Annotated in this window: 19 protein-coding genes; 7 read left to right on the forward strand and 12 right to left on the reverse strand. The window is 69.3% G+C overall.

Annotated features, from left to right (window positions below; genetic code table 11):
• Positions 1-42 precede the first annotated feature (42 nt).
• From ASE10_RS11505 to ASE10_RS11515, 3 genes are read right to left on the reverse strand one after another with little or no spacing between them, the layout of a single operon-like run.
• The gene (locus ASE10_RS11505; protein WP_055908770.1) at positions 43-915 is read right to left on the reverse strand and encodes a CPBP family intramembrane glutamic endopeptidase; all 873 of its coding nucleotides are present in this window, start codon (positions 913-915) and stop codon (positions 43-45) included.
• 27 nt (positions 916-942) lie between these two features.
• Positions 943-1,764, reverse strand: a complete 822-nt coding sequence (locus ASE10_RS11510; protein ID WP_235565901.1) for an ABC transporter ATP-binding protein — start codon at positions 1,762-1,764, stop codon at positions 943-945.
• The gene (locus ASE10_RS11515; RefSeq protein ID WP_055908767.1) at positions 1,761-2,879 is read right to left on the reverse strand and encodes an MlaE family lipid ABC transporter permease subunit; all 1,119 of its coding nucleotides are present in this window, start codon (positions 2,877-2,879) and stop codon (positions 1,761-1,763) included. The genes ASE10_RS11510 and ASE10_RS11515 overlap by 4 nt, the downstream gene beginning before the upstream one ends.
• A gap of 101 nt (positions 2,880-2,980) precedes the next feature.
• Between ASE10_RS11515 and ASE10_RS11520 the strand changes: the two genes are divergently transcribed.
• The gene (locus tag ASE10_RS11520; RefSeq protein ID WP_055908764.1) at positions 2,981-4,252 is read left to right on the forward strand and encodes a threonine/serine exporter family protein; all 1,272 of its coding nucleotides are present in this window, start codon (positions 2,981-2,983) and stop codon (positions 4,250-4,252) included.
• A gap of 167 nt (positions 4,253-4,419) precedes the next feature.
• Here the strand turns inward: ASE10_RS11520 and ASE10_RS11525 are convergent, their stop codons facing one another.
• The 4 genes from ASE10_RS11525 to ASE10_RS11540 all read right to left on the reverse strand — a co-directional run bounded on the left by ASE10_RS11525 (position 4,420) and on the right by ASE10_RS11540 (position 7,432).
• A complete protein-coding gene (locus ASE10_RS11525) occupies positions 4,420-4,794 on the reverse strand; it encodes an H-NS histone family protein (RefSeq protein ID WP_082559901.1) in 375 nt (124 codons plus the stop codon).
• 131 nt (positions 4,795-4,925) lie between these two features.
• The gene (locus ASE10_RS11530; protein WP_055908761.1) at positions 4,926-6,644 is read right to left on the reverse strand and encodes a proline--tRNA ligase; all 1,719 of its coding nucleotides are present in this window, start codon (positions 6,642-6,644) and stop codon (positions 4,926-4,928) included.
• A 70-nt stretch (positions 6,645-6,714) separates the two neighbouring features.
• Positions 6,715-6,993 (reverse strand): DUF4124 domain-containing protein, encoded by a 279-nt coding sequence (locus ASE10_RS11535; RefSeq protein ID WP_055908759.1) that lies wholly within the window; start codon positions 6,991-6,993, stop codon positions 6,715-6,717.
• Between the two features lie 7 nt (positions 6,994-7,000).
• A complete protein-coding gene (locus ASE10_RS11540; RefSeq protein WP_055908756.1) occupies positions 7,001-7,432 on the reverse strand; it encodes a DUF4124 domain-containing protein in 432 nt (143 codons plus the stop codon).
• Positions 7,433-7,541: 109 nt separating this feature from the next.
• On the opposite strand from ASE10_RS11540, the gene pssA reads away from it, so the two are divergent.
• The 3 genes from pssA to rimI are packed head-to-tail and all read left to right on the forward strand — an operon-like array spanning position 7,542 to position 9,210.
• A complete protein-coding gene (pssA, locus tag ASE10_RS11545) occupies positions 7,542-8,333 on the forward strand; it encodes a CDP-diacylglycerol--serine O-phosphatidyltransferase (protein WP_055908752.1) in 792 nt (263 codons plus the stop codon).
• Positions 8,330-8,728, forward strand: a complete 399-nt coding sequence (locus ASE10_RS11550; RefSeq protein ID WP_055908748.1) for a hypothetical protein — start codon at positions 8,330-8,332, stop codon at positions 8,726-8,728. Before pssA ends, ASE10_RS11550 begins: the two co-directional genes overlap by 4 nt.
• A complete protein-coding gene (gene rimI, locus ASE10_RS11555; protein ID WP_055908744.1) occupies positions 8,725-9,210 on the forward strand; it encodes a ribosomal protein S18-alanine N-acetyltransferase in 486 nt (161 codons plus the stop codon). Before ASE10_RS11550 ends, rimI begins: the two co-directional genes overlap by 4 nt.
• A gap of 196 nt (positions 9,211-9,406) precedes the next feature.
• Here rimI and ASE10_RS11560 read toward each other — a convergent pair whose 3' ends face one another.
• The 4 genes from ASE10_RS11560 to ASE10_RS11575 all read right to left on the reverse strand — a co-directional run bounded on the left by ASE10_RS11560 (position 9,407) and on the right by ASE10_RS11575 (position 15,010).
• Positions 9,407-9,928: a hypothetical protein gene (locus ASE10_RS11560; RefSeq protein ID WP_055908742.1), complete on the reverse strand. Its 522-nt coding sequence runs from the start codon at positions 9,926-9,928 to the stop codon at positions 9,407-9,409.
• Positions 9,929-9,935: 7 nt separating this feature from the next.
• The gene (locus ASE10_RS11565; protein ID WP_055908739.1) at positions 9,936-12,989 is read right to left on the reverse strand and encodes a valine--tRNA ligase; all 3,054 of its coding nucleotides are present in this window, start codon (positions 12,987-12,989) and stop codon (positions 9,936-9,938) included.
• Between the two features lie 105 nt (positions 12,990-13,094).
• Positions 13,095-13,520 carry a DNA polymerase III subunit chi gene (locus ASE10_RS11570; RefSeq protein WP_055908736.1) on the reverse strand — a complete coding sequence of 142 codons (426 nt, stop codon included), beginning with the start codon at positions 13,518-13,520 and terminating at the stop codon, positions 13,095-13,097.
• 20 nt (positions 13,521-13,540) lie between these two features.
• Positions 13,541-15,010 carry a leucyl aminopeptidase gene (locus tag ASE10_RS11575; protein ID WP_055908733.1) on the reverse strand — a complete coding sequence of 490 codons (1,470 nt, stop codon included), beginning with the start codon at positions 15,008-15,010 and terminating at the stop codon, positions 13,541-13,543.
• Positions 15,011-15,172: 162 nt separating this feature from the next.
• Here ASE10_RS11575 and lptF point away from each other — a divergent pair, with 162 nt between their 5' ends.
• A complete protein-coding gene (gene lptF, locus ASE10_RS11580) occupies positions 15,173-16,258 on the forward strand; it encodes an LPS export ABC transporter permease LptF (protein ID WP_056304939.1) in 1,086 nt (361 codons plus the stop codon).
• Positions 16,255-17,358 (forward strand): LPS export ABC transporter permease LptG, encoded by a 1,104-nt coding sequence (lptG, locus tag ASE10_RS11585; RefSeq protein WP_055908727.1) that lies wholly within the window; start codon positions 16,255-16,257, stop codon positions 17,356-17,358. Before lptF ends, lptG begins: the two co-directional genes overlap by 4 nt.
• A 716-nt stretch (positions 17,359-18,074) precedes the next feature.
• Here lptG and ASE10_RS11590 read toward each other — a convergent pair.
• On the reverse strand, positions 18,075-18,554 hold the full coding sequence (locus tag ASE10_RS11590; protein WP_055909393.1) for an RDD family protein: 480 nt from the start codon (positions 18,552-18,554) through the stop codon (positions 18,075-18,077).
• Positions 18,555-18,670: 116 nt separating this feature from the next.
• Between ASE10_RS11590 and xerD the strand changes: the two genes are divergently transcribed.
• Complete coding sequence (gene xerD / locus ASE10_RS11595) at positions 18,671-19,645, forward strand: site-specific tyrosine recombinase XerD (RefSeq protein WP_056306784.1); 975 nt, start codon at positions 18,671-18,673, stop codon at positions 19,643-19,645.
• Positions 19,646-19,780: the final 135 nt, after the last annotated feature.

Below are 19,780 nucleotides of genomic sequence, written 5' to 3' on the forward strand. Positions count from 1 at the left end.
CACCTGAAACGATGAGCCCCTGGGGGCGGTTCGTGGCGGACATCATGCCAGCATGGGGTAAGTGAACGCGGTGAAGTGCAGCAGGTTGAAGCCGAAGTGCGTCAGCATCGCGGCCTGCAATCCGCCCCGGCGATAGGCCACGCCGTAGCCGGCGCCGGCTACCGTGGCCAGCAGCGCCCAGGCCCAGCCGCCGGCCAGATGGACCAGGCCGAACGCGACGGCGGCGACCGCGATCGCGGCCGCGTCGCCCCAGCGCCGTTCGCGCCAGCGCCGCATCAGGCCTTCCTGCAGGTAGCCGCGGAACAGCGCCTCTTCGGCCAGGGTCACCAGCAGCAGGTTGTTGAGCGCCCACAACAGGCCCCAGGCCGGCCACTTCGGCGCCCAGGCGATCTGGCCCAGCGCATAGGCCAGGCCCAGGCACAGCGCCGCCGCGGCCAGGCAGGCCGGCAAGGCGGCCTTGAACCAATCGAGCGGCGCGCGCTCGCGCTGTACGCCGCCCCAGGCCAGCAGCAACCAGAACCCGACCAGCGGCTTATCGAGATTGAGGTACATGCTGAATTCGATCGCGTCGGGCGTGATCCGGGTCGGCGGGATCGCGAGCGGATTGTGAAAGCCCGGCGCGGCATGAAAACCCAGCGCCAGCGCGACCAGTACGAAAAGTAGGTGCCCGGCGATGCGCGCGGCCTGCGCTCGCGCCGGCAGGATCATCCAGCCGGCCAGCGCCAGCAGCGCCAGTGCGATCAAAACCCGGACGTCGAGTTGGCCGAGCGCGAACCCGGCCACGCCGGCGAGCGCGAGCAGGACCAGGCTGGCGACGCGCAGGCGCGGCCACCACAGCAGCAGCGCGGCCAGCGCGAGCGCGGCCCAGGGCAGGTGGTCGATGGCGGCGATAGGGGGAGAGAGTGCGGAGAGCAAACCTGTGCGTCCTTGCGTGGCCCGGTGTCAGGCGGTGTTCTTGTCGCGCGCGACCTGGGCGGCGCGCGCGCGCGGGCCGTGGAAGTATTCGTGCGCCCAGGGGTGATCGAGCCGTTCGATCTCGGCCATCGGCGCGCAGGCGATCACCTTGCGGTCGGCGAGCACGGCGATGCGGTCGCAGATCGCGTACAGGGTGTCGAGGTCGTGGGTGATCAGGAACACGGTCAGGCCCAGCGCCTGCTGCAGGGTGCGGATCAGGCGGTCGAACGCGGCCGCGCCGATCGGGTCCAGCCCGGCCGTGGGCTCGTCCAGGAACAGCAGCGGCGGGTCCAGCGCCAGCGCGCGCGCCAGCCCGGCGCGCTTGCGCATGCCGCCGGACAACTGCGAGGGCAGCTTGTTGATCGCATCCGCGGGCAGGCCGGCGAGTTTGACCTTGAGCAGCGACAGCTCGTAGCGCAGCGAATCGGGCAGGTCGCTGTGGTACTCCTTCAGCGGCACCTGCACGTTCTCGCCCACGGTCAGCGAGGAGAACAGCGCGCCGTCCTGGAACAGCACCCCGGTGTTGCGCTCGATCTCGCGCCGGCGCGCCGGGTCCTCGGTGCGCGCGTCGATGCCCAGCACGTCGATACGGCCCTCGTCGGGCCGGCGCAGGCCCAGGATCGAGCGCATCAGCACCGATTTGCCGGTGCCCGAGCCGCCGACCACGCCGAGGATCTCGCCGGGCTTCACGTCCAGGTCCAGGCCGTCGTGCACGACCTGCTCGCCGAAGCGGTTGACCAGGCCGCGCACGCGGATGATCGGGGTGTCGGCGCCGATGTGTTCGCGCGGGTCGTCGATGGTCTGGTTCAAAATCCGATCTCCATGAACCAGATCGCGGCGAAGGCGTCGATGATGATCACCAGCGAGATGGCCTGGACCACGCTGGAGGTCGTGCGTTCGCCGACCGACTGCGCGGTGCCTTCGACCTGCAGACCTTCCAGGCAGCCGATCAGGCTGATCAGCAGGGCGAACACCGGTGCCTTCGACAGGCCGACCAGGAAATGGCGCAGCTCCATGGTCTCGTGCATGCGCGCCAGGTACTGCTGCGGCGGGATGTCGAGGTTGTAGGCGCCGACGGTCAGGCCGCCGAGCAGGCCGAAGATCATCGCCACGAAGGTCAGCAGCGGCAGCATCACCAGCAGCGCCAGCACCCGCGGGATCACCAGCAGGTCGATCGGATCCATGCCCAGGGTGCGGATCGCGTCGACTTCCTCGCGGCTGACCATGGCGCCGATCTGGGCGGTGAACGCGCTGGCGGTGCGGCCGGCCAGCACGATCGCGGTCAGCAGCACGCCGAACTCGCGCAGGAACGAGATGCTGACCAGTTCGACCACGAAGATGGTCGCGCCGAAGTCGCGCAGGATGGTCGCGCCCAGGAACGCCACCACCGCGCCGACCAGGTAGCACAGCAGGGCGACCAGCGGCACCGCGTCCAGGCCGACCTGCTCCATGTGGTGCACGGTCGCGGTCGGGCGGAAGCGGCTCGGCTCCTTGAACAGGCGCAGCATCTTCACCAGCGTTTCGCCGAAGAAGGCGATCAGCGCCAGCACTTCCTTCCAGTTGTCGGTGACCGCGTAGCCCAGGCGCGCGAGCGCGGCGTAGACGCCGTATTCGCGTTTCTTCTTCGGGCGCTCGTCGGAAACGTCCTCGATCGCATTGACCAGGGCGCGATGGTTGTCGTGGAAGGCGAAGGCGTCGAAGTCGAGTCCGCGCCGGCGCGCGAAGCGCATCAGCTGCAGCACGCCGAGCGAATCCAGCCGCTCGACCGCGCTGGCGTCGACCGTGGTCGCCTCGTGCGGCGCGCCGTGCAGCGCGGCCGAGATCGCGTTGGCGTTCTCCAGCGTCCAGCGTCCGGATAGCCGCAATCGCGACGGCGTCCGGGCGTCGGCGGCGATCTGCGGCGTGTGCGTGGACGGTGCGGTCATAGGGCCTCGGGCGGAGGATACAGGCTAGGCACAGCGAGGTGAGTGTCCTGTAGGCACATCGTTCTGCCCAAGTCAGGGGTCCGCATGCGATCCTTCCGCGCATGTCGACATCAGCCTCCTCGAGCGCGCCGCCCGCCCCCTTGAGCGCGACCAGTTACGCCGCACGCATCGGCTTCGTGGTCGAACTGGCCGAACGCCTGCATGCCTACGGCACCACCGCGCAGCGCCTGGAGGGCGCGGTGTCGGCGGTGGCGCAGCGGCTGCGGCTGGAGTGCGAGCCCTGGTCGAATCCGACCGGCTTGATCCTGACCTTCAGCGACCCCAACCGCCCGCCCGGGGAAAGCGACACCACGCGCGTGATCCGGATGCCGCCGGGCGAGAACGACCTGTACAAGCTCAGCGAAACCGACCGCATCGCCGAGGACGTGATGGCCGGGCGGCTCGACCTCGCCGCCGGCCATGCCGCGCTGCAGGCGCTGGACCGGCCGCGCAGCGCGCGCTGGCGGGCGATGCAGGTGATCGCGTTCGGTCTGGCCGCGGCCGCGGTCGGCGGCTTGCTGCGGCTGCCCTGGCCGGACATCGCCACGGCCGGGGTCAACGGCCTGCTGACCGGCCTGCTGATCGAATGGTCGGGCGCGCGGCCGCGCTTCAAGGAAGCGGTGGACGCGGTCGCGGCGATGGTCGCGGCGATGGTCGCCGTGCTGGTCGCGGCGTTCCTGGTGCCGCTGAACCAGAACACGGTGATCATCGCCTCGCTGATCGTGCTGCTGCCGGGCATGGCGCTGACCAATGCGGTCAACGAACTCACCAGCCAGCATCTGGTCTCGGGCACGGCGCGCTTCGCCGGCGCGGTCACCACGGTGGTCAAGCTCGCGGTCGGCACCATCATCGCCCTGTACCTGGCCGACCTGGTCGGCCTGGAGCCGGCGATCCGGGCCTCGCGGCCGCAGCCGGCTTGGGTCGAATGGTGCGGACTGGCGGTGGCGTCGTATGCGTTCGCGGTGCTATTCCGCGCCCACCGCAGCGATTACCCCAAGGTGATGGCGGCCGCGGCGACCGGTTATCTGATCTCGCGCTTCGCCGGCGAGGCCTGGGGCAACCCGGCCGGCATCTTCCTGGCCGCGCTGACCCTGACCGCGGTCGGCAACGCCTACGCGCGCTGGGGCAACCGCCCCGGCGCGATCGTGCGCGTGCCCGGGATCATCATGCTGGTGCCCGGCAGCGCCAGCCTGCGCGGCCTGCTGACCCTGATCCAGCAGCAGGACATGGAGGTCGGCCAGGACGCGGTGCTGGCGGTGATCAACATCCTGCTGGCGCTGATCGCCGGCCTGCTGTTCGGCAACCTGCTGCTGCCGGCGCGGCGCAATCTGTAACCGTCGGATCGGCGCGGCGCGGGCACCGGATAATCGGCGCGATATACGGTTCAGATTCCTGCGATTACCTGGTCGATAATCGCGACGGATATCGCGGGACCGATAACGGAAAACGCCGGCGCGAGGCCGGCGTTTTCGTTGCCGCGGTGCGGATGGCCGCGCCGGACTTACTTGATCAGGAACTCGTCGAGCTTGCGGCCGTTGCCGGTATAGGCGGCCAGCCAGCGCGGCTGCTTGCCGCGGCCGGTCCAGGTTTCGCCGGTATTGGCCGGGTTGCGGTACTTCGGCGCGACCTTGCCCAGGGGCTTGCGCGCCTTGCGCGCGGCGGCCGGCTTGGCTGCGGCCGACTTGGCCGCGCGCGGCGCCGGGGCGCCGCCGAACAGCTCGGCGATGTCGTAACCCTCGGCCTTGGCGAGCTGGGTCAGCTTCTTGCGCACGACCGTGATCGGCTTGCGCTTGTTGAGCGTGGTCTTGCGCTTTTTCGCCTGCGCGATCAGCGATTCGAGTTCTTTCGCGGACAGCGAGTTCAGATCGATCGACATGGAGGGCTCCGGTTGAATATCGGGTTGGATTATGAGCCGGTCCATGGCACGCCCGGCCATGTTAATCGGCCAGCCAGTCCGCGTAAATCTCCCGGGAGTATCCCGGGAGTTTCAAGACCCGATAATCCGGCTCAGGCGGCCGGCAGCAGACGCGCGAACAGGCGCTCGCGGTCGAGGTTCTCGGCCTCGGCGGCGCGGCGCTGGCGGTACTCGTAGGTGCCGGCGGCCAGGCCGCGCTCGGACACCACGATCCGGTGCGGGATGCCGATCAGTTCCATGTCCGCGAACATCGCGCCCGGGCGCAGGCCGCGGTCGTCCAGCGCGGTTTCGATGCCGGCCGCGTTGAGGTCGCGGTACAGCGCCGCGGCGGCGTCGGCCACGGCCGCGTCGTTCTTGGGATTGATCACGCACACCACCGCCGCCCACGGCGCCATCGCCTCGGGCCAGCAGATACCGGCTTCGTCGTGGTTCTGCTCGATCGCCGCGGCGACGATGCGCGACACGCCGATGCCGTAGCAGCCCATGGCCGGGACCGCGGCCTTGCCGGTCTCGTCGAGCACGCTGAGCTTCATCGCCGCGGCGTACTTGCGGCCCAGCTGGAACACATGGCCGACCTCGATGCCGCGCCCGATCCGCAGCGTGCCCTTGCCGTCCGGCGAGGGGTCGCCTTCGACCGCGTTGCGGATGTCGGCGACCTCGTCGGGTTCGGCCAGGTCGCGGCCCCAGTTGACGCCGGCCAGGTGGTAGCCGTTTTCGTTGGCGCCGACCACGAAGTCGGCCATGGCCGCGACGCTGCGATCGGCGATCACGCGGATTTTCTTCGCGGTATTCGCCGGACCGAGGAAGCCGGGATTCGCGCCGAGGTGTTCGAGTATCTCCGCCTCGCTGGCCAGGCGGTATTCGCCCAGGCCGGCGAGTTTGCGCAGTTTGATTTCGTTGACGGCGTGGTCGCCGCGCACCAGCGCCAGCGCGAACTGGGGCTGGCCGTCGGCGTCGGCGCCGAGGACGGCCACCGACTTGACCGTGCGCGTCAGCGCCACGCCCATCAGCGCGGCCACGTCCTCGCAGGTCTTCTGGGTCGGGGTGTCGATCTTGCGCATCGTTTCGCTGGCCGCGGCGCGCGCGCCCGGCGCCAGCGCTTCGGCCAGTTCGACGTTGGCCGCGTAATCGGAACCGTCGGAGAACGCGATCGCGTCCTCGCCCGAATCGGCGACGACGTGGAATTCGTGCGAGGCGCTGCCGCCGATCGCGCCGGTGTCGGCGAACACGGCGCGGAACTGCAGGCCCAGGCGGGTAAAGATGCGGCCGTAGGCGTCGTACATGTTGCGGTACTCGCGGCCCAGGTCCTCGTCGCTGAGATGGAACGAGTAGGCGTCCTTCATCAGGAACTCGCGCGCGCGCATCACGCCGAAACGCGGGCGGATCTCGTCGCGGAACTTGGTCTGGACCTGATAGAAGTTGACCGGCAGCTGCTTGTAGCTGGACAGCTCGTTGCGGGCGAAGTCGGTGATGACCTCCTCGGCGGTCGGGGCGTAGCAGTACTCGGCTTCCTTGCGGTCCTTGAGCTTGAGCAGCTGGCCGCCGAATTTCTCCCAGCGCCCGGTCTCTTCCCACAGCTCGCGCGGCTGCACGGTCGGCATCAGCACTTCGATCGCGCCGGCGGCGTCCATTTCTTCGCGCACCGCGCGCTCGACCTTGCGCAACACGCGCAGGCCCAGCGGCGACCAGGTGTACAGGCCGGCGGCGAGCTTGCGGATCATGCCGGCCTTGAGCATCAGCTTATGGCTGACGATTTCGGCTTCGGCGGGAGTTTCCTTGCTGGTATGGAGGTGGAACTGCGACAGACGCATCGGCGGGCATTCGAACCTGAGGGAGACCGACATTCTGCCGTGCGCGCGACCGGCGCGCGAATGCGGGGGTTCAATCGCGGTCGCCGTGGACCTCGATCCCGTCCCGCGGCTGGCGCTGCAGGCGCTCGTAGGGGCGGCCCTTGGGCGGGCGTTCGGTGATCTGGAGCCGGCCGGCGGCGTCGCGCCAGCGGTACAGCGGCGGGTCGGCGGCCTCGGCGCGGGCATCGGCGCCGGCCTGGGCGTGAGCAGCCTGGGCGCGAGCGGCCTCGGCCGGGGTGTCGCGTGCGGTCCACCAGGCCAGGCCAGCGCCGAGCACGATGCCCGCGACGATGGCCCAGCCCAGTTTCAAGGCGCGCTTACGGCTGGGTCGCGACCGCAGCGGCGGCCGGCTTGCAGTAGGCGCCGATCGAGGCCTCGGCCAGCTTGACCTGGGCGGCGCGCTGCTCCGGGGTGAAAGCGGTGTCGGCCTTGCCGTCCTTGTCGGTGTCCAGCCCGATCGGGGCGCTGCCCTGGAGCTGCTTGAGGTTGTTGCGCGCGGTGGTGCATTCGGCGCTTTCGGCCGGCTTGGCCTGGGTCACCGAGGGCGCGCCGGTCTTGTTCTGGATCTGGCGGCCCTTGACGTTGCTCTGGTTCGGCGGCGGCGAATCGGAGTAGTGGGTGACGCCGTTGGCGTCCTTCCACTGGTAGACCTCGCCGGCGGCCGCGGGCAGGGCCAGCGCCAGCAGCGCGACGCCTAGCCACGCGCGGAGCGACGGGCGGAGGGGGGAAATACGGGACGGGCAGGACATGGTCGGCTCCGGGCAGGGTCGGTGCTGGACGGTGGTGGGTAGGGCAAAACCAGGGGGAATGCCGATTGCAGCACCGCGACGGCGTGCAGGCAAGCGCTACACTTCCGTTATGGAACCTACGCCTACGCCCCGACCGCGCGGACGCGGCATCTATCTGCTGCCGAATCTGTTCACCACCGGCGGCCTGTTTGCCGGCTTCTACGCCATCATCTCCGCCACCCAGGGCCGCTACGGCGACGCCTGCATCGCGATCTTCATCGCCGCGATCCTGGACGGGATCGACGGCCGGGTCGCGCGCCTGACCAATACCCAGAGCGAGTTCGGGGTCCAGTACGACTCGCTGGCCGACCTGATCAGTTTCGGCCTGGCGCCGTCGCTGGTGATGTACCACTGGGCGCTGGAGTCGATGAAGCACGATGGCCCGATGCCGGGCAAGATCGGCTGGATCGCCGCCTTCCTGTACGCGGCCTGCGCCGCGCTGCGGCTGGCGCGCTTCAATTCCCAGGTCGGCCAGGTCGACAAGCGCTGGTTCATCGGCCTGGCCAGCCCGGCCGCGGCCGGACTGGTCGCCAGCTTCGTCTGGACCTGCGACGAACTGGGCTGGACCGGCGAGGAGCTGCGCTACGCCGCGCTCGCGGTGACCGTGATCGCCGGCCTGCTGATGGTCAGCCGGCTGCGCTATTTCAGCTTCAAGGGCGGCGGTCCCAAGCACGACCGGGTGCCGTTCCTGGCGATTCTGATCGTGGTGGTGGTGGTGATCGCGATCGCGATCGATCCGCCCAGCGTGCTGCTGCTGATCTTCGCCCCGTACGCCCTGTCCGGACCGGTGTACTCCCTGTACCGGCGCGCGCGCCGACTGCCGCCGACCGACGTGGGGTCCGGCGCGGGGACCGGCACGTGAGCCTGTGGAGCGCGCAGCAGCGCGAATGGCTGCAGGCGCTGGGGCATCCGGCGCTGGCGCTGGCCGGCGCCGCGCCCGAGTCGGCGCCCGCGGCGCCCGAGGTCGCGCCCGCGCGCGTTCCCGGGCATGAGCGCGCACCTGGCCCGCGCGCCGCCCACGAGCGCATGCCCGCGGACGCGCCCGCGCCCGAGCGCGCACGGCCCGCGCCCGCGGCGCGCGGTGGCGACGACGCCCTGCTGCGCGCGGTGCTGCGTGCGGCCGGCCGTCGCCCCGGCGACGCGCCCGATGAAGCCGTGCTGGCCCTGTACGACGCCGCGGCCCTGCGCGGCTATCCGGCCGCCAAGCGCGCGCTGTGGCCGTTGCTGCGCAGCCTGCGCCGGGGTCCGCGCCCATGAGCGCGCAGGCCGTCGAACGCGAATCGCCGGCCGCGGCCCTGCGGCCGATGCGCGAGGACGATCTCGACGCGGTCCACGCGATCGAGATCCGCGCCTACGAATTCCCCTGGACCCTGGGCATCTTCCGCGACTGCCTGCGCGCGGACTACCCGTCCTGGGTGCTGTACAGCGGCGAGCGCATCCTCGGCTATTTCCTGCTGAGCCTGGCCGCCGGCGAGGCCCACGTGCTCAACGTCTGCGTCGCCCCCGAACAGCAGGGCCACGGCTACGGCCGCCGCATGCTGCACGCGCTGATGCAGATCGCGCGCGGCCGCGGCGCCGAGCGCGTGTTCCTGGAAGTGCGTCCGTCCAACCCGGGCGCGATCGCGCTCTATCACGCCGAAGGCTTCAACGAGATCGGCCGCCGCCCGCGCTACTACCCGGCCCGCGACGGCCGCGAGGACGCGCTGGTGATGGCGATCGAACTGCTGCCGCCGGAATAAGCGCTATTGGCGGGCGCGCAGGAAGCAGGCTTCCTGCTGTGGGAGCGGCGTAAGCCGCGATCGCCCCGACGGTTCAGGCAACGCCCGTCGCCGCTGCGAATCCTCGCCGCACGGTAGGGTGCGGTGACAACCGCACCATCGCCCATTCACCAGCCGCGTTGGCGCGGTGCGCCTTCGGCTTACCGCACCCTGTCGGCTACGGGTCGAGGTAGAGCTCGGCCGGAAGCCCCATGAAGGCCGGTGCGCCGAGCGTCGAGCCGGCGAGATCGGTCTCTTGGTTGAGCGCATTGTTGACCGCGGCGACCATCGAACCGCGCATGGCGATGGCCTGGAAGCGTGCGCGCGGACCCTCGTGGAACATGCGTGCGGCGACTTGCGCCGCCAGGGCGAACAGCGGCTCCCGCTCCCACGGGAATACATGCCAGCGACCGTCCGCGGCCTGGGCCTGGAAACCCTCCGGCAGGATCACCTCGGCGCAGGCCGGGATATGTGCGATCAGGAGTAGGCCGAATGCTTCCGGCACCACGTCGAGCAGCCGTCGTGCGGTCATCGGGTCGCCAGCCAGGGCCAGCATTTCCGTTTCGATCCGGTCGTCGGAGTGCTCGCCCTCGCCGAATACCGCGACCGCCCGCTCGACCAGCTCGGGCGACAGCGCCTGCAAGGGCGACACGGCGTTGGCCGGGCGCATGCCCAGCCAGCCACGCAGGCGCCGCAGCATGCCGGCCTCAGCCCAGCTTCGCGCGCTGTGCCTGCAAGGCTTCGAGCTGCGCGCGCCAGTCGGTCAGGCGCTTGCGCTCCTGCTCGACCACCGCCGGCGGGGCGTTCTGGACGAAGGTTTCGCTGGCCAGCTTGTTCTCGCACTTGCCGATCTCGGTTTCGACGCGCTTGATCTCCTTGTCCAGGCGCACGCGTTCGGCGCCCAGGTCGACCAGGCCCTCCAGCGGCACCAGCAGGGTCAGGTCGCCGACCACGCCGGTCGCGGCGGCCGGCGATGCGGCGCCGGCGGCGAGCGCTTCGACCCGCTCCAGGCGATTGAGGAACCGCAACTGCGAATCGAACCGCGCGGCGCGCGCGCGGTCGGCGTCGCCGCCGCCCGAGAGCAGCAGCACGACGGTCTTGGACGGGGCCACGTTGAGCTCGCTGCGGATCTTGCGCAGCGCGGTGACCATCGCCTTGAGCCACTCGACGTCGGCCTCGGCGCCGGCGTAGTCGGCACCGAAATCCGCCGCCTGCGGATAGGGCCGCAGCATGATCGTGGTGTCGGCGATGCCCAGGCGCGGCGCCACTTGCTGCCATAGTTCCTCGGTCACGAACGGGATCAGCGGGTGCAGCAGCGACAGCAGGCGCTCGAGCACGTAGAGCAGGGTGTGGCGGGTGCTCTGTGCGGCGGCGAGGTCCTCGCCCAGCAGCGCCGGCTTGGCCAACTCGACGAACCAGTCGCAGAACTCGTTCCAGGCGAATTCGTACAGCGCCTGCGCGAGCAGGTCGAAGCGGTAAGCGGCGAACTGGGTTTCGGCCTCGGCCGAGACCCGCGCCAGGCGCGACAGGATCCAGCGCTCGGCGTCGGTCTGCGGGTCCGGTGTGCCGGCGAAGCTCGCGTCCTCGGTGTTCATCAGCACGAAACGGGTCGCGTTCCAGAGCTTGTTGCAGAAGTTCTTGTAGCCCTCGGCGCGGCCCAGGTCGAACTTGATGTCGCGGCCGGGGCCGGCCAGTGCGGTCATGGTGAAGCGCAGCGCGTCGGCGCCGAAGGCGGGGATGCCGTCGGGGAATTCCTTGCGCGTGGCCTTTTCGATCTTCGGCGCGTCCTGCGGCTTCATCAGGCCGGTGGTGCGCTTGGCGACCAGGGCCTCGGCGGTGATGCCGTCGATGATGTCCAGCGGGTCGAGGATGTTGCCCTTCGACTTCGACATCTTCTGGCCGTCCTTGTCGCGGACCAGACCGGTGATGTAGACGTCGCGGAACGGCACGCGGCCGACCAGCTCGTCGGTCATCATGATCATGCGCGCGACCCAGAAGAAGATGATGTCGAACCCGGTCACCAGCACGCTGGTCGGCAGCGCGATGTCGAAGCCCAGTTCGCCCATCTTGTCTTCGTTCGGCCAGCCTTGCGTGCTGAACGGGAACATCGCCGAGGAGAACCAGGTTTCCAGCACGTCCGGGTCTTGAACCAGTTCGATCCGATCCTTGACCTGCTCATAGCCGTCGTGGCCGAGCGCGTCGAGCAGTCTGGCGCGAGCGGCCGCTTCGGCTTCGGCTTGCGTCCGGGCGACGATCTCGCCGCCGAGCAGCGGCGTGAAATCCGTTTCGCCCGAGCGAACGGTCCAGGCGGGGATGCGATGGCCCCACCAGAGCTGGCGCGAAATCGTCCAGTCCTGGATGTTCTCCAGCCAATGGCGGTAGGTGTTGATCCAGTTCGACGGAACGAACTTCACTTCGCCGGATTCGACGAGTTCGAGGCCGCGCTGGGCCAGGCCGTCCATCTTCACGAACCACTGGTCGGTCAGGTAGGGCTCGATCACCTGGCCGCTGCGGTCGCCGCGCGGCACCTGCAGGCGATGCGGTTTGACCTCGACCAGCAGTTCCGCGACATCCAGATCCGCGACGATCATCTTGCGCGCTTCGAAGCGGTCGAGGCCCCGATACGTGGCCGGGATGTACTTCTCGACGATCGCCGTCATGCCTTGTTCGTCGAACAAGGAGAAATCGTCCAGGTACTGAGCCTGCTGCGGCGTGCAGTTATCAGGTTCGATCTTGGTGAAATTCGGATCGGCGGACGACAGGACGTGCTTGAGCGCGGCCGGGCCCGAGGTCGTCCACACCGAAGCGTCGGGCGCGAAGATGTTGATCGACAGCAGCGAATGGCGCTGGCCCACCGCGTAGTCGTTGGCGTCGTGGGCGGGCGTGACCTTGACCACGCCGGTGCCGAAGGCGCGGTCGACGTAGCTGTCGGTGATGACGGGAATGCGGCGGCCGGTCAGCGGCAGATCGACGAACTTGCCGTGGATCGCGGTGTAGCGTTCGTCCTCGGGGTGCACCATCACCGCGGTATCGCCCAGCATGGTTTCCGGGCGGGTGGTGGCGACCACGACGTAATCGCGGGTCTCGCGCAGGATTTCATTGCCGTCGGCGTCGCGTTCGACGTATTCGTAGCTCGCGCCGTCGGCCAAGGGATAGCGGATCGACCACATGTGGCCGTTCTCTTCCTCGTTGGCCACCTCCAGGTCGGAGATCGCGGTCTTCAGCACCGGGTCCCAGTTGACCAGGCGCTGGCCGCGGTAAATCAGTCCCTTCTCATGCAGGCGCACGAAGGCTTCGGTGATCGCGTCCGAGGCCATCGGGTCCATGGTGAACACGCTGCGCGACCAGTCGCCGCTGGCGCCCAGGCGGCGCATCTGGCGCTCGATGGTGCCGCCGGACTGCTGCTTCCACGCCCAGACCTTTTCGATGAACTTGTCACGGCCCAGCGAGTCGCGGGTCTCGCCCTTGCCTTCGATGGCGAGGTTGCGGCCGACCACCATTTCCGTGGCGATGCCGGCATGGTCGGTGCCCATCTGCCACAGGGTGCGATAGCCGCGCATGCGGTGATAGCGGATCAGCGCGTCCTGCAGCGTGTGCTGGAACGCATGGCCCATGTGCAGGGTGCCGGTGACGTTGGGCGGCGGCAGCAGGATCGTATAAGGCTGGCCCTCGCCGCGCGGCTGGAATACGCCGCTGCTCTCCCATTGCTCGTACAGACGGGCTTCGAACTGCTTGGGGTCGTAGCTGGGGGCGAGGGACATAAGAGCCGGGATTCGGGATTGGGGATTCGGGATTGGGAAGAGCAGGCCAGGACGCGGAGGGGCTTTTTCGAATCTCGAATCCCCAATCCCGAATCCCGGCCTCCATCACATGTCGTGTTTCTTCAGCTCGAAACCGAGCGACTGGTAGTGCTTCCAGCGCTCGCGCAAGGGGCCGCGCGCCTCGGCGTCGGCCGGTACCACTTCCAGTACGCGGTCGAAGCTGCCCTGGACCGCGTCGGTGCGCAGGTTGATGACCAGCGCGCGCATCGGCGCGTCGATCTCCGGCGCGCTGATCAGCACGTCGGCTTCTTCCTCGTCGACGTCGGAGCCGGCGATCTGGTGCGGGATGTAGACGTCGTCGCCCATGTCCCACAGCAGGTCGTCCAGCGCCTCGGCCTGGGCCGCGTCGCGGGCCAGGATCAGGGTCGGCAGGCCGGCATCGAAGGCCTTGCGCGCCAGCTCGCCCACCAGCCGCAGCGGTTCCTCGCGGAAACGCGCGGTGGTGATCAGATAAAAGTCGGCGCGGGGCACCCGATGCGGTCCGTCGGGGCTCAGGCCGCGCGCTCGAGCAGCCACTGGCTCAGCAGGCCGACCGGACGGCCGGTGGCCAGGCCGCGCTTGCCTTCGTCGTTGGCGACGCCGGCGATGTCCAGGTGGGCCCAGCGCTGGCCTTCGGTGAAGCGGGCCAGGAAGCAGCCGGCGGTGATCGCGCCGGCCCAGCGGCCGCCGATGTTGTAGACGTCGGCGAAGGTCGATTCGAGCTGGGTCTGGTATTCGTCCCACAGCGGCAGGCGCCAGGCGCGGTCGAACACTTGCTCGCCGGCGCCGAGCAGCTCGGCGGCGAGGTCGTCGTCCTTGCTCATCAGGCCGGTGGCGTACTTGCCCAGGGCGACCACGCAGGCGCCGGTGAGGGTGGCCACGTCGAGCAGGGCCTGCGGCTCGAAACGCTGCGCGTAGGTCAGCGCGTCGCACAGGATCAGGCGGCCCTCGGCGTCGGTGTTGCCGACTTCGATGGTCTTGCCGGACATGCTGGTGAGCACGTCGGACGGTCGGTAGGCGTCGGCATCGGGCATGTTCTCGACCGCCGGCACCACCACCACCAGGTTGATCGGCAGCTGCATGCCGACCGCGGACACGAAGCTGCCCATCACCGTGGCGGCGCCGCACATGTCGAACTTCATCTCCTCGATGCCGCCCTGGACCTTGAGGTTGATGCCGCCGGTGTCGAAGGTGATGCCCTTGCCGACCATCACGTAGGGCTTGGCGTCGCCGCCGTTGCTGTACTTGAGCACGATCAGCTTGGGCGGATTGGCCGAGCCGCGCGCGACCGCGAGCAGCGAGCCCATGCCCAGTTCCTGCATCTGCGCGCGGTCCAGGACCTCGCAGCTGGTGGTCGGGAAGCGCGCGGCGAAGGTCTGGGCCTGCTCGGCCAGGTAGGACGGATTGCACACGTTCGGCGGCAGGTTGCCCAGCTCGCGCGCGAACGCGACGCCGGCGGCGATCGCCTGGCCCTGGGCCAGCGCGGCGGCATCGCTGCCGTTGATCGACAGCTTGCGCAGGCCCGGCTCGTCTTTCTTCTTGCCCAGCGTGGCGGTGTAGCGGTAGCAGGCGTGGTCGGCGGCGATCGCGGCCTGGCGGATCGCCCAGGCGGCGTCGCGGCCGGCGACCGGCTCGTCCGACAAGGTGAAGACCGCGTGTTCGACCGGGCCGGCCTTGAGCGCGCGCGCCGCGTCGGCGGCGGCCTTGAGGTACTGCGGCACGCCGAACTTGCCGGCTTCGCCCAGCCCGATCACCAGCACGCGCGGCGCGACCACGCCGGCCAGGTCGTGCAGCAGGGTGGTCTTGCCGGTCTTGCCGCCGACGTCGCCGCGCTCCACCAGGGCGCTCAGGCGGCCGCCGCTGGCGGCGTCCAGCGCCTGGGCGGCGGCGGTCAGGGTCTTGTCGGCATAGGCGCCGACCACGATGCAATCGGTTTTGACAGAGGCGGGCGCATCGCGGTTCAGGTCGAATTCGAGGGTCATCCAACAGATTCCCAGGTAGAAGTGCAGCTAAGGAAGATGAGTTCCGTACAATCGGGCGGCTTGCGGGGGCTGGACTTGCGCACGCTGCGCGAGCTGCAGCCGTCCCATGCCGTCGAACGAACCCCCGAGTTTAACGCAAGCCTACCCCGATGCCGAAGCCCGATGCCCAAGCTTGACCGCTACCTGCTGAGCGAATTCGCCCAGGCCACCTTCGCCACCCTGGTGGTGCTGCTGATCGTCGCGGTGGGCGGGGCCTTCACGGACGTGCTCGGGGACATCGCCCGCGGCCGGGTGCCGGCCGGGATGATGCTGGCCCAGCTGGGGCTGGTGTTGCTGAAGTGGCTGCCGCTGATCCTGCCGCTGGCGCTGATGCTGGGCCTGATGCTGGGCGTCGGCAGGCTTTACCGCGACTCGGAAATGCCGGTGATCGCCTCGATCGGCGTCGGCCCGCGCCGCTTGCTCAAGCCGCTGCTGATGCTGGTGCTGCCGATCGTGCTGGTGGTGGGCGCCTGCTCGCTGTGGCTGGGCCCCTGGGCCGAGCGCCTGTCCAAACAGATGATCAGCGAGGCCAACCGCAACCTGATCGTGGCCGGGCTGGAGCCGGGCAGCTTCACCGAACTGCCGGGAGGCAAGGGCAGGGTGATCTACGTCGGCGCCATGTCCAACGACGGCAGCCGCTTCCAGCGCGTGTTCGTCTACCGCCAAAGCGACGACCGGCGCGAGATCACCACCTCCAACGACGGCGAGCTCAAGGTCGACGACCAGGGCAACCGCTATCTGACCCTCAACAAGGGCTTCCAGGTCGAAGGCCCGCGCGACAACGGCCTGGACTTCCGCATGATGAATTACGCCAGCAACGAGCTGCTGCTGCCGGCCGGCGCGACCAAGTTCGATCCGAACGATCCCGAACTGATGTCGACCCTGGCCCTGCTCGGCGACGGCCGCCGTGAGGCCGGTGCCCAGCTGCACTACCGCCTGGCGCCGCTGCTGCTGACCTTCGCCTTCGCCCTGATGGCGGTCCCGCTGGCGCGCAGCATGCCGCGCCAGGCGCGCTACGGGCGCATCCTGATCGGCTTCCTGACCTATTTGATTGGCATCAATTTGATGATCGCTGGCACCGGTTGGCTGGAAAGCGGCAAGCTCTCGATGAGCCTGGGGCTGTGGTGGCTGGTGCTGCCCATGCTGGCGCTGGCGCTGTGGCTGTACTTCGGCGACGGCCGCCTGGGCCGCGCGAAGGCCCTGGCATGAAGCCCTTCCCGAAGATCCACGACCTCTACGTCGGCCGCGTCGTGCTGGGCACGGTGCTGCTGACCTGGACGGTGCTGATGGGCCTGGACGTGATGCTGAACTTCGTCAGCAGCGAGCTCAGCGACATCGGCAAAGGCAATTACGGCCTGCCCCAGGCCCTGACCTACATGGTCTATACGATTCCGCGCCGCGCCTACACCCTGTTCCCGACCTCGGCGGTGATCGGCGCGCTGATGGCGCTGGGCCAGCTCGCGGCGACCTCCGAGCTCACCGCGCTGCGCGCGGTCGGCCTGTCGCGCCGGCGCCTGAGCCTGGCCGTGGCCGGCGCGCTGGCGACCCTGACCCTGCTGATGGTGGTCAACGGCGAAACCCTGTCGCCGTGGGCGCAACGCAGCGCCGAAGCGCTCAAGGCCTCGGCCAAGTCCAAGAACATGATCGTGGCCCAGTACTCGGGCCTGTGGGCGCGCGAAGGCGAGTTCATCCTCAACGCCGGCAGCGGCCAGGACCGCAGCAACGGCACGGACACCTGGCTGGAACTGCGCGACGTGTTCTTCTACGAATTCGCCGACGACGGCCGCCTGAAGTCGGCCGCGATCGCGCACATCGCCGAACACCGCCCCGGCGGCTGGACGCTGCGCGACGTCACCCGCACCACGTTCGGCGCCAAATCGGTGGTCCAGACCCATGTCGCCCAGGAGCGCTGGGAGTCCAAGCTCGACGGCGCCGCGCTGATGGCCGGCTCCGAACGCCCGCGCTACCTCAGCTCGACCGCGCTGGCGGCGGCGATCGACTACCGCGAGCGCAACGGCCTGGAAGCGACCGAGTTCGAAGAACACTACTGGGGCCGCTGGTTCTACCCGATCAACGTGCTCGCCCTGTGCCTGGCGGCGATTCCGTTCTCGTTCGGCGCGCTGCGCAGCGGCGGCATGGGCAAGCGTTTGTTCATCGGCATCGTGTTCGCCTTGGGCTTCTGGCTGCTGCAAACGCAGTTCGTGAAGCTGGCCAGCGTCTACAAGTTCGATTTCCGGCTGGCGTATCTGACGCCTACGGTGATCATGGTCGGGGTGTCGGCGTTCTTGTTCAAGAAACGCTCGGGGTAGGGGAGTAGCGCTGGAGCGCGTGGCGATTGCTCGGTCCGCTTGCTGCCTCGGCTTTTGCCTTCTGTAGGAGCGGCGTAAGCCGCGACCGCGAACTTCGTCTGCCGGCGGGGTTCCGCCTGCTGCCTTCTGTGGGAGCGGCGTGAGCCGCGATCGCCAGTCCGGCGGCTGCGCCTGTTCCGCTCTGGCCTTGGGGTAGGAGCGGCGTAAGCCGCGACCGCGACCTTCGGCTACCGCGCTGGCTTCGATTCGGATTGGCTTCGCTTTCTGCTTTCTGTGGGAGCGGCGTAAGCCGCGATTGCGAACTCCGTTTGCTGTGTTGGTTTCGTTCTTAAGCAACAGCTTCCGCCTGCTGCGCATGCGGGTCACTTTCTCTTGCTAGCCCAAGAGAAAGTAGCCAAAGAGAAGGGCTTGCCTAGACAACCCTCCCTTGCGAGATCGGAAGTGGCGCGGGGATTTTTCGAAGGAACATCCTGTTCCTCGAAAAACGGCGCGCGTCCTGCGCGCCGCCCTTCGGGTCTGGGTGGGATTGGGCGAGTGCGGTGCGTTGGATTTCAATGCCGGGGCAACGGCAACGGCAACGGCAACCGCAAGGCGAATTGCAATTGCAACGGGCTAGTTCGCCTCAGCGTTCGGACGAAGGTCGGTGGCTCTGTAGGATGCGGTGAGCCGTAGGCGAACCGCATCGCCGCGCGGCCCCGCCGCCGCGCATCCCCGGATCAGGTCGGCTTCGGCGCCCGAATCAAACGCGTCCCGCTGGCGCGGTCGTGCCAGGTCAGGCGGTCGCGGTCCAGCCAGGCCCACCAGAAGCCTGCTCCGGCGGCGAGCAGGGACAAGGTGCCGACGCCGTAGCGGATCAGCAACGCCGTCCAGCCGGGGCGGCCGCCGTCGGCGGCGATCAGGCGCAGGCGCCAGGGCCGCATGCCCAGGGTCTGGCCGCCGCGGCGCCAGCTGATCGTGGCGTAGGCGCCGGTGAGCGCCCAGCACACCAGCCACAGCAGCCATTGCAGCGCGCTGAAGGGCGCGATGTTCTCGTGCACGTCGTGCCCGGACACGGTGTAGCCGACCGAGAACACCGTCGAGGCCAGCATCCACAGCGCCAGCGCCGGCCAGAAATCGTAGAACAGCGCGAACAGGCGCCAGGGCATCAGCGCGGCGGGTCGGGCGGGCGTGTTCGCGGCGGCGTGTTCGGTGCTCATCGCGACAGGATAGCCGTCGCGCGGTCGCGGTCGTAGCGCGGCCGCGCGCATGCGCTAGCGCTCGCGTATGCGGATCGGGCTTGCATCGCCGCGCCCGGCTGAGGGACGCTGCCGCGATGACGTCGCCGAAATCCCGCAAGACCACGCCCGCCGAGCGCCGCAGCCTGGCGATGTCGCTGCCGCCGCTGCCCGACGCCGACGAGGCGGCGATCCGGGTCTTCCTGGACGCGATCTGGGCCGAGAGCGGCCTCGCCCAGCAGACCCTGGACAGTTACCGCCGCGACCTCGAAGGCCTGGCGCGCTGGCGCGGCGGCCGCGACGGCGGCTTGGCCGGCGCGGATCGCGCGGCCCTGTTCGATTACCTGGCCTGGCGCACCCAGGAAGGTTATTCGCCGCGCAGCAACGCCCGCCTGCTGTCGGCGCTGCGCGCCTTCTACGCTCTGTCCCTACGCCGCGGCGAGCGCGCCGACGATCCGACCGCGTTGCTGGAACCGCCGCGGCTGCCGCGTTCGCTGCCCAAGGCGCTGGCGGAAAGCCAGATCGAAGCGTTGCTGGCCGCGCCCGAGATCGCCACCCCGCAGGGCCTGCGCGACCGCGCCATGCTCGAGTTGATGTACGCCGCCGGCCTGCGCGTAAGCGAGCTGGTCAACCTGCCCGCGACCGCGGTCAACCTGCGCCAGGGCGTGCTGCGCGTGACCGGCAAGGGCGGCAAGGAGCGCCTGGTGCCGCTGGGCGAAGAAGCCCAGCACTGGCTGGAGCGCTACCTGGCCGAAGCGCGTCCGGTGCTGGCCGGCAAGCAGGCCTTGAAGTCGCTGTTCATCGGCGGCGCGGGCGAGGAGGGGGCGCCGACCCGCCAGCAGTTCTGGCTGCTGGTGAAGCGCTATGCCGCCGTCGCCGGCATCGACCCGGCCCGGATCAGCCCGCACGGCCTGCGCCACAGCTTCGCCACCCACCTGCTCAATCACGGCGCCGACCTGCGCGCGCTGCAGATGCTGCTGGGCCACAGCTCGCTGTCGACCACCSAGATCTACACCCTGGTGGCACGCGAGCAGCTCAAGCAACTGCACGCCAAACACCACCCGCGTGGGTGAAAGCAGGCCGCTTACGCGGCACCGCCGCGTGGCCTGCTCGAACGCCTGGCGCGCTGCGCCAGACCGGGAGGCGTCACTCCAGGCCCCAGCGCATCGCATCCCTGAGCCCACTGCCGCCGCACTTTCGTCCAAACC

The sequence above is a fragment of the Lysobacter sp. Root76 genome, assembly GCF_001428685.1.
Lineage (GTDB): Bacteria > Pseudomonadota > Gammaproteobacteria > Xanthomonadales > Xanthomonadaceae > Lysobacter.

Excerpts from the sequence above, each read along its gene's own strand:
- ASE10_RS11515 (WP_055908767.1), bottom strand. The coding sequence starts at position 2,879 with ATGACCGCACCGTCCACGCACACGCCGCAGATCGCCGCCGACGCCCGG.
- lptG (WP_055908727.1), top strand. The coding sequence starts at position 16,255 with ATGAAGCCCTTCCCGAAGATCCACGACCTCTACGTCGGCCGCGTCGTG.
- ASE10_RS11525 (WP_082559901.1), bottom strand. The coding sequence starts at position 4,794 with ATGTCGATCGATCTGAACTCGCTGTCCGCGAAAGAACTCGAATCGCTG.
- ASE10_RS11565 (WP_055908739.1), bottom strand. The coding sequence starts at position 12,989 with ATGTCCCTCGCCCCCAGCTACGACCCCAAGCAGTTCGAAGCCCGTCTG.
- ASE10_RS11520 (WP_055908764.1), top strand. The coding sequence starts at position 2,981 with ATGTCGACATCAGCCTCCTCGAGCGCGCCGCCCGCCCCCTTGAGCGCG.
- rimI (WP_055908744.1), top strand. The coding sequence starts at position 8,725 with ATGAGCGCGCAGGCCGTCGAACGCGAATCGCCGGCCGCGGCCCTGCGG.
- ASE10_RS11590 (WP_055909393.1), bottom strand. The coding sequence starts at position 18,554 with ATGAGCACCGAACACGCCGCCGCGAACACGCCCGCCCGACCCGCCGCG.
- ASE10_RS11575 (WP_055908733.1), bottom strand. The coding sequence starts at position 15,010 with ATGACCCTCGAATTCGACCTGAACCGCGATGCGCCCGCCTCTGTCAAA.
- ASE10_RS11540 (WP_055908756.1), bottom strand. The coding sequence starts at position 7,432 with ATGTCCTGCCCGTCCCGTATTTCCCCCCTCCGCCCGTCGCTCCGCGCG.
- lptF (WP_056304939.1), top strand. The coding sequence starts at position 15,173 with ATGCCCAAGCTTGACCGCTACCTGCTGAGCGAATTCGCCCAGGCCACC.
- pssA (WP_055908752.1), top strand. The coding sequence starts at position 7,542 with ATGGAACCTACGCCTACGCCCCGACCGCGCGGACGCGGCATCTATCTG.
- ASE10_RS11560 (WP_055908742.1), bottom strand. The coding sequence starts at position 9,928 with ATGCTGCGGCGCCTGCGTGGCTGGCTGGGCATGCGCCCGGCCAACGCC.
- ASE10_RS11530 (WP_055908761.1), bottom strand. The coding sequence starts at position 6,644 with ATGCGTCTGTCGCAGTTCCACCTCCATACCAGCAAGGAAACTCCCGCC.